At 48.9% G+C, this 8,215-nt stretch carries 8 protein-coding genes; 6 read left to right on the top strand and 2 right to left on the bottom strand.

The annotated features are described in order from the left end of the window. The 6 genes from Q0241_RS03840 to guaA all read left to right on the top strand — a co-directional run. Positions 1–585, top strand: a 585-nt coding sequence (locus Q0241_RS03840) for a BCCT family transporter (protein WP_299373401.1), incomplete at its 5' end; no start/stop codon positions are given. Between the two features lie 275 nt (positions 586–860). Next, positions 861–1,571 carry an RlmE family RNA methyltransferase gene (locus Q0241_RS03835; protein ID WP_299373398.1) on the top strand — a complete coding sequence of 237 codons (711 nt, stop codon included), beginning with the start codon at positions 861–863 and terminating at the stop codon, positions 1,569–1,571. Between the two features lie 240 nt (positions 1,572–1,811). Further along, on the top strand, positions 1,812–3,275 hold the full coding sequence (gene guaB, locus Q0241_RS03830) for an IMP dehydrogenase (protein WP_299373395.1): 1,464 nt from the start codon (positions 1,812–1,814) through the stop codon (positions 3,273–3,275). Between the two features lie 123 nt (positions 3,276–3,398). Next, a complete protein-coding gene (locus Q0241_RS03825) occupies positions 3,399–4,700 on the top strand; it encodes an RsmB/NOP family class I SAM-dependent RNA methyltransferase (protein WP_299373392.1) in 1,302 nt (433 codons plus the stop codon). A gap of 155 nt (positions 4,701–4,855) precedes the next feature. Then, positions 4,856–5,665, top strand: coding sequence for a TSUP family transporter (locus Q0241_RS03820; protein WP_299373389.1), 810 nt, complete (start codon positions 4,856–4,858; stop codon positions 5,663–5,665). A gap of 206 nt (positions 5,666–5,871) precedes the next feature. Then, positions 5,872–7,425, top strand: a complete 1,554-nt coding sequence (gene guaA, locus Q0241_RS03815) for a glutamine-hydrolyzing GMP synthase (RefSeq protein ID WP_299373385.1) — start codon at positions 5,872–5,874, stop codon at positions 7,423–7,425. An 81-nt stretch (positions 7,426–7,506) separates the two neighbouring features. Here the strand turns inward: guaA and Q0241_RS03810 are convergent, their stop codons facing one another. Further along, on the bottom strand, positions 7,507–7,674 hold the full coding sequence (locus tag Q0241_RS03810; protein WP_299373382.1) for a hypothetical protein: 168 nt from the start codon (positions 7,672–7,674) through the stop codon (positions 7,507–7,509). A gap of 57 nt (positions 7,675–7,731) precedes the next feature. After that, positions 7,732–8,067 carry a metalloregulator ArsR/SmtB family transcription factor gene (locus Q0241_RS03805; RefSeq protein WP_299373379.1) on the bottom strand — a complete coding sequence of 112 codons (336 nt, stop codon included), beginning with the start codon at positions 8,065–8,067 and terminating at the stop codon, positions 7,732–7,734. Positions 8,068–8,215: the final 148 nt, after the last annotated feature.

Raw genomic sequence — 8,215 nt, 5'->3', positions numbered from 1 at the left:
CCTTTTGTCGGTTTGTTCCTTGCCCGTATTTCCAAAGGCCGCACAATCAGAGAATTTGTCTTGGGAGCCATGATTGTTCCGTCGATCATGTGTTTTGTGTGGTTTACTTGGGCGGGGGGGACTGCCATCGATCTGACACTCAATGGGGATGCTGGTGATACAATCTTCAGTGTACCTGATGGGGACAAAATTTTTGCAATGGTTCAATATATGCTGTCTCCCACACTTGGATGGTTGATGTCAGTCATGATTGTTGTTCTGTTGATGACTTATCTGGTCACAACAGCTGATTCCGCGGTGCTTATTGTAAACACGATTAATGCCGCGGGTGACGAGGGACCGAAAGCACGCCCTCATATCATCTTTTGGGGTGTGACTTTGGGGGCTGTTGTTGCGGCGCTGTTGCTGGTAGGTGGCTTGAAAGCCATTCAAACGGCCATGGTGATCGGGGCGTTACCCTTTTCTGTTGTGATGGTCTTGCAGTGCATTGCCCTTGTGAAAGCCATTTATAATGATGGGAAACGCGAAAGTGCAGGTATGGAAACAACTGTGCCCAACACACTAAATTCTCCTGTTGTAGATTAAGGCGTCGATACCGCTTTAGTCCGGTTTGAAAGAAAGCGCCTGCCTTTGTTTAATTGGCGGGTGCTTTTTTATGTGTGCTATCCTTAGTCTATAATTTACTTTGCACGTGATATGTTTGGAAAAAGATAGCGTTATTATTGTGAGAGTGATATCGCGGTGCGTTCGTGATTTGAGGTTTTATTCATCCTGATGTATAGCATCGCCTCGGTACGTTTAAGATTATTTTTTTGATCCTGTGATCACGTGTCAGAAAGCGGCAGTTAGAAAGTGGAAGAATGAGCTCTTCAGGTAAATCCAAAAAAGGTGGCTCGCGCCCCAGCAGTAACCCTTCGGGGCGGGGACTGAAAGTCCGTGTGAAAACTGCGGCTCGGCGCTCGAACTCTTCTGCGCGCTGGTTGAACCGTCAACTCAACGATCCCTATGTTCAAGAAGCCAAAAAGCGCGGCTATCGGGGACGGGCAGCCTTTAAGATTGCTCAGATCGACGACAAGTTTAAAATTTTCAAAAAGAATTCCCGCATTGTCGATCTAGGATGCGCCCCAGGGGGCTGGTGTCAGGTCGCTGTTGAACGCTGTGGACCCGGCGCGCATATCGTGGGTATGGATCTTCAGGAGGTCGAGCCGATTGCCGGGGTTGTTCTACTGCAGGGCGACTTTATGGATGACGATGCGCCTGCACGTCTTAAGGCTGAACTGAATGGACCTGCCGATATTGTTCTGTCGGATATGGCGGCGGCGGCAACGGGCCATCCTCAGACGGATCACCTACGGATTATGGGCCTGATGGAGACTGCCCTGATGTTTGCCGAGGAAGTTCTGGTTCCCGGCGGAAGTTTTATCGGCAAGGTCCTACAGGGCGGGGCGCAGGCCGAGTTGTTGAAGTTAGTGAAAACCAAATTTAAAAGCGTGCGCCATTTCAAACCAGATTCCAGCCGGAAAGACTCCTCGGAAATGTTTTTGGTTGCGACAGGCTTTAAGGAAAAATAAGGTCGCTAATGAGGCTTAAAGTAAACGTATGAAAGCCCTGAATAATTGAAAATTCAGGGCTTTTTGTTGTTCTGCTTTTTGAGGCCTTAGCCCTGCATATAAAATAATTGAAATGTCATCTTTTAATCACTTGGCTTTAACTCGCTTCTGTGTAGAATGCGGCGTCAATCGGATTTAGCCACTATGGTGTGGCACCCAAACGGGAAACTAGGTTTCCTTGCGTCTAAGGGATAGATTGACATGCACATCCGCGAAGCTCTCACATTTGATGATGTTCTGCTCCAGCCTGCAGAATCCTCTGTTCTTCCCGCACAGGCAGATACGCGTACAAAGCTGACTGCCTCTCTCGAACTGAATATCCCGCTGCTTTCTTCTGCGATGGATACGGTCACCGAAAGCCGTCTGGCAATCGCGATGGCCCAGTTTGGTGGCATTGGCGTTATTCACAAGAACCTTTCGATCGAAGAACAGGCCAGTGAAGTTCGCAAAGTTAAAAAGTTTGAATCCGGTATGGTTGCCGATCCGCTGACATTCCCGCCCAGCGCGACCTTGGCAGATATCCAGCGCCTTCAGGAGAGTGTTAGCTTCTCTTGCTTTCCGGTTGTCGAAGAGAAAACAGGCCGACTTATTGGTATTATCACAAACCGTGATATGCGTTTTGCCCAAGATCCAAACCAGCCTATTTCAGAACTGATGACGAAAGAAAATCTTGTCACGGTTAAAGAGGGTATTACCGGGGACGAAGCAAAACGTCTGCTGCATCAACACCGTATCGAAAAGTTGCTGGTTGTCGATAATGACTATCGCTGCATCGGTCTGATCACTGTTAAAGATATCGACAAAGCGGCAAAGCATCCGATTGCGTGTAAAGATGACCACGGGCGCTTGCGTGCTGCGGCGGCAACGGGTGTTGGTGACGAAGGTTTCTCTCGCGCTGAGGCTTTGATTGACGCGGGTGTTGATCTTTTGGTTATTGATACGGCCCACGGTCATTCTCGCGGTGTGATTAATGCAGTTGAGTTGATCAAGAAAACCTACCCATCCACTCAGATTGTTGCGGGTAACGTTGCCACAGCCGAAGCAACACGTGCCTTGATCGGGGCTGGTGCTGATGCGGTGAAGGTTGGCATCGGACCGGGATCTATCTGCACAACACGTATTGTTGCCGGTGTTGGTGTACCACAGTTAACCGCGATTATGGATGCAGTCGAAGTTGCGAACAAAAGCAATGTCGGCATTATTGCTGATGGCGGTATCAAGAACTCTGGCGATATTGCCAAGGCAATTGCTGCCGGGGCACGTGCGGTTATGGTTGGCTCGCTTCTTGGCGGAACAGACGAAAGCCCGGGTGAAGTTTTCCTTTATCAAGGACGTTCTTATAAATCTTACCGCGGTATGGGATCTGTTGGTGCCATGGCGCGCGGATCTGCGGATCGTTACTTCCAGGATGATGTTAAAGACAATCTGAAACTGGTTCCAGAAGGCATCGAAGGGCGTGTACCATACAAAGGTCAGGCAAGTGCTATCGTGCACCAGTTGGTTGGCGGCCTGAAAGCATCCATGGGATATACGGGTTCTCCGACAATTGATCACATGCGTGAGAATTGCGTTTTCTGTAAAATTACAAACGCTGGCCTGCGCGAAAGCCACGTGCACGATGTGACAATCACCCGCGAAGCCCCGAACTACCGTAGCGGTGGTTAAAAGATAACGGTTATTAGGGGTAAGAAACAACGTTTGGTTTCTACTCTCTAATCGATTATTTTAAGGGCGGCCCCCTGTAAAGGGTGTCGCCTTTTTCTTTCCAGCTAAGACAAGAGATTTATAGTGAGACCATCAGGCCGCATCCAGACATCAATCGAACTTCTGACCGAAGTTATGGACTCATCTCTGCCCATGGATCGGGTGGTCAACAGCTACCTGCGGGCGCGGCGGTTTATTGGTTCCAAAGATCGTAAGGATATCTCTGCACGGGTCTATGGCGTGATCCGATCTAAATGTCGGCTTGATTGGTGGACGATCAAATCAGGTCTTGGGGATGGGTGTCGATCACTTGTTCTATCATACGCGACATTGGTCGAAGGGCTGAAAGCTTCTGAGTTAGATGAAATCTGCGATGGCGGGGATTACAGCCCCCGTGCCCTTAGCGAATTTGAAAACGAAGCTTTGGCAACCCTACAAGGACAAGAGCTTAACCATCCGGATATGCCCGCAGCGGTTCAGGGGGAACTGCCGGACTGGCTCTATGTTTTGTTTGAAAAACAGTTCGGTATCGAAGGTGCCAAAGCAGAAGCAGCTGGTTTGCAAAAACAAGCCAGTCTTGATCTTCGCGCCAACGTGCTAAAGGGCGAACGGGATCAGGCAATTGACCTGCTCGGCAAAGATAATGTCGAAGGGGCCGCGACGGCGTTTTCCCCTTGGGGCATTCGAGTTCAGGGGCGCACAGCCCTCGGAAATTGCAAAGCCTTTCGCGATGGTTTGGTTGATGTACAGGACGAAGGGTCACAACTTATCGCCCTGTTGTGTGATGTAGAGCCGGGTCAGTCTGTGCTTGATCTTTGCGCGGGTGCCGGGGGCAAGTCTCTTGCCTTGGGCGCGTTGCTGCAAAACGACGGCGAGTTGGTGGCAATGGATATCGATCCCCGTCGATTACAGCGGGCAGAGCCTCGTGTTGAAAAGGCCGGGATTGAAAATATCCGCTATGCAACGCTGAACAAAGATAATTTGAAGAAGATGTCTGCAAAAGGTTTTGACCGTGTTTTGGTCGATGCGCCTTGTTCGGGCAGTGGAACATGGCGACGCCAACCGGATGCACGTTTGCGGATTACGTCAGACAAGTTTGCAAACTACAAGGATATGCAGACCAAAGTACTGGAACAGGGGGCTTCTTGTGTAAAGGTTGGCGGACGCTTGATCTATGCGACATGTTCCGTTCTTGATGAAGAAAATACGGATCAGATTGATAGCTTCCTTGCAAAGCACCCAAACTATCAACGCGTGCCTGTCAGCAAAATCTGGGAAGCGCAAGGCATGGACCCCTGTGCCTTTATCGATGAAGCTATGAAAGTATCCCCCGCGCAACACGGTTTGGATGGTTTCTTCTGCGTAGTACTGGAAAGGCAGTCGTAGTCTGAAAGGGTAATATATTGTAACCGGGACAATATGTGCGCTGACAATCCTGATCGAATAATATCTTTGGTGCAAAGCTGAGAAAAGATTGTTAGGACTAGATCCTGTTTTTCCGATGTTGTTTTTCGGCTCTTTTCTTCCGACAGGTCACCAGAATGGATTTCTTTTCTCCCGAGCTTCTTGCTCTGATGTTTGCTGCGGGTCTTTTTGCAGGTTTTGTCGATGCGATCGCTGGGGGTGGAGGGTTGATTACACTACCGGTTCTTTTGACTGTCGGGCTGTCACCGGTTCAGGCAATTGCAACAAACAAGCTACAGGGATCGTTTGGAACTTTTTCAGCAACGCTTAGTTTTATCCGCAAAGGTCATCTGGATATCAAGGCGTGGATACTGCCGATTGTTCTGACCTTTATCGGGGCGGCATCTGGCGTGCTTGTTTTACGGTCGGTTGATAGCAGCTTTCTGGTCAATGCCATTCCCTTTTTGCTGATTGCAATCGCGATCTATTTCCTGTTTCAGCGCAAGCTGGGGGATGAAGATCGTCACCAACGGATCAGCCGTAATGTCTTTGCGTTCTTTTTTGGCACGGGCATTGGGTTTTACGACGGTTTTTTCGGTCCCGGCACGGGGTCGTTCTTCACTTTGGCCATAGTGACCCTGCTTGGGTACAACATCCTCAAAGCCACCGCGCATGCGAAGCTGTTGAACTTCACCAGTAACTTTGCCTCGCTGTTGTTTTTCATCCTTGGTGACAGTCTGGTGTGGTCTGTTGGTTTGATCATGGCCTGTGGATCCGTGATCGGTGGTTATCTTGGCGCGCAGATGACCATGAAGCACGGCGCGCGGATTATTCGGCCGCTTTTGGTCGTGACGTCGATTCTTATGACCGTAAAGCTGATCTACTCAAACCCGGATCATATTCTAGGTCGCTGGATAGTTTCGTTTTTGGATGTTTTTCTTTCGTAGCTCAAAAAATGGCGACGAAAAGAGAAACGCGATTTTTATGGCTTACTGTAAAAAGAGCCTCAAACAGGCAAAAGAGCTGTTTCTGTCTTTGACATTTGTCGCGCTTTCCGGCAGGTAAGGGACGTGAAATTGAACGTGCCCTGGATACCTTTGATTGGATTTGCCAATGATGGTGTCGGGCTTATTGCGGAGCATGAGTTCCATCCATGACTGATCGTATTCTCATTATTGATTTTGGGTCTCAGGTTACCCAGCTGATTGCACGTCGTGTGCGTGAAAGCGGCGTCTATTCCGAGATCCATCCTTTTAACGCCATAGATGATGCTTTTCTGGATGCCTATGCGCCAAAAGCCATCATCCTTTCCGGTGGTCCTGCCTCTGTAACTTGGGATGATGCCCCGTCTGCACCGACAAAGGTGTTTGAAATGGGCGTGCCTGTGTTGGGAATTTGTTATGGTCAGCAGACCATGATGGAACAGCTTGGCGGTAAAGTTGAAACTTCTGACCATCAGGAATTTGGTCGGGCGATTATTGATATTACCGAAGACTGTGCCCTTTTCCATGGTGTATGGGGTGTTGGCACCCAGGAACAGGTCTGGATGAGCCACGGTGACCGTGTTGGTAAGCTAGCATCGGGCTTTAGGGTTGTTGCAACCTCTGAGGGCGCGCCTTGTGCCGCTGTTGCCAACGATGATAAAAAGTTTTACGCGGTTCAGTTCCACCCGGAAGTCTATCACACGCCGCATGGTGCGCAGCTTTTGAAGAACTTCACCCACGGCGTTGCGGGCTGTACTGGCGATTGGACAATGGCTGCCTTTAAAGATCAAAAGGTAGAGGCCATCCGCGAACAAGTCGGTGACGGTAAAGTTATCTGTGGTCTTTCTGGTGGTGTAGACAGTTCTGTTGTTGCCGTTCTTTTACACGAAGCCATTGGTGAGCAGCTGACTTGCGTCTTCGTTGATACCGGCTTTATGCGTATGGGCGAAGCCGAGCAGGTGGTTACTCTCTTTAAAGATCACTACAATATTGAGCTGGTCCACGTGAATGCCGCTGATCGTTTCTTTGCGGCCCTTGGGGATGAGTTTGATCCAGAGAAAAAACGTAAAACCATTGGCGGCCTCTTCATTGATGTTTTCGAGGAAGAAGCCAATAAAATTGGCGGCGCAGATTTCCTTGCTCAGGGAACGCTCTACCCAGATGTAATTGAATCAGTTTCTTTCACAGGTGGACCAAGCGTGACCATCAAGTCTCACCACAATGTTGGTGGCTTGCCTGAACGCATGAACATGAAGCTTGTTGAGCCGCTCAGAGAACTTTTCAAGGATGAGGTTCGTGGCTTGGGCCGTGAACTCGGGTTGCCCGATAGCTTTGTTGATCGTCATCCCTTCCCGGGACCTGGTCTTGCAATCCGTATCCCAGGACAGCCGCTAACGCCTGAAAAGTGCGATATCCTGCGTAAAGCTGATGCGATCTATCTTGAAGAAATTCGCAAAGCGGGTCTCTATAATGAGATTTGGCAGGCTTTTGCTGTGTTGCTGCCCGTGCGTACTGTTGGTGTGATGGGGGATGCACGGACTTACGATTTTGTCTGTGCTCTTCGGGCTGTGACCTCCACCGACGGGATGACCGCGGATTATTACCACTTTGACCACGAGTTCCTTGGGCGGGTGACAAACCGCATCATCAATGAAGTCCGTGGAATTAACCGGGTGGTCTATGACTGCACGTCAAAGCCACCAGGAACTATTGAGTGGGAATAATTCTGTTGGAATAAATCTAACGGTAAACGTTTGTGTTAAAGGCGAAACCCTGTGTTTCGCCTTTTTCATTTATGGCTCGATTTAAGCGCTTTTGGGGGAGCTACACGAGCACCCACAGCCTTTTTGGCCTTGTTCTTTGGCAACTTCATCCACTTTACAACAGGCATCTGTGTTGCTTACTGGCGTTCCACCGCAACATTTTTGATTGTCGGGCATCGTTGCCTTTGATCCGTCTATTTTTCTCTCCACTGGTTTCTCCTTAACGTTTTGGTGGTTGAGCATAGCATATCTGACAATCGAGATCATTTAGCTGCATGTAAGTGAAGCATCGATTTCGCAGTCCGCATTATCTTGAGATGAGTCGATACAACACTCGCAAACGAGGTAATCTACCAGCTGCTGTACTGAGGTGTAGTTGGCACGGCAAATCAGGGTTGTCGCCTGCCTTTCCTGAGTGATGAGGTCCGCAATCATTAGTGTTTTTAGATGATGCGACAGGGTTGAACCCGGTATTCCCAGTTTGTCTTGTAAAGCCCCGACAGATAACCCTTCTTTTCCTGCACGAATGAGGGCCCGGTATATATCTAACCTTTTGGGCTTACCCAAAGCTTCCATCTGTGATGCGGCAGTTTCTATATTCATTTTTAACGCTCTTTTTTCGATTATGCTCATATTAAACTATATTTCTAGAATTATCAAAATAAAGTTTAATATACCATTTGCACAAAGGCTATTTAAATAGCTACAAAAGCAAGATGATGGTTTGGGATAGAGTTCAAAGTAGAAAGAA

Origin of the sequence: uncultured Kiloniella sp. (assembly GCF_937128705.1) — a bacterium.
Lineage (GTDB): Bacteria > Pseudomonadota > Alphaproteobacteria > Kiloniellales > Kiloniellaceae > Kiloniella.
Note: the sequence above shows the minus strand (reverse complement) of the source record. Positions and strands in the feature narration are given on the sequence as shown.

Coding starts and splice junctions, on each gene's coding strand:
- Q0241_RS03835 (WP_299373398.1), top strand. CDS start 861: ATGAGCTCTTCAGGTAAATCCAAAAAAGGTGGCTCGCGCCCCAGCAGT.
- guaB (WP_299373395.1), top strand. CDS start 1,812: ATGCACATCCGCGAAGCTCTCACATTTGATGATGTTCTGCTCCAGCCT.
- Q0241_RS03820 (WP_299373389.1), top strand. CDS start 4,856: ATGGATTTCTTTTCTCCCGAGCTTCTTGCTCTGATGTTTGCTGCGGGT.
- guaA (WP_299373385.1), top strand. CDS start 5,872: ATGACTGATCGTATTCTCATTATTGATTTTGGGTCTCAGGTTACCCAG.
- Q0241_RS03805 (WP_299373379.1), bottom strand. CDS start 8,067: ATGAATATAGAAACTGCCGCATCACAGATGGAAGCTTTGGGTAAGCCC.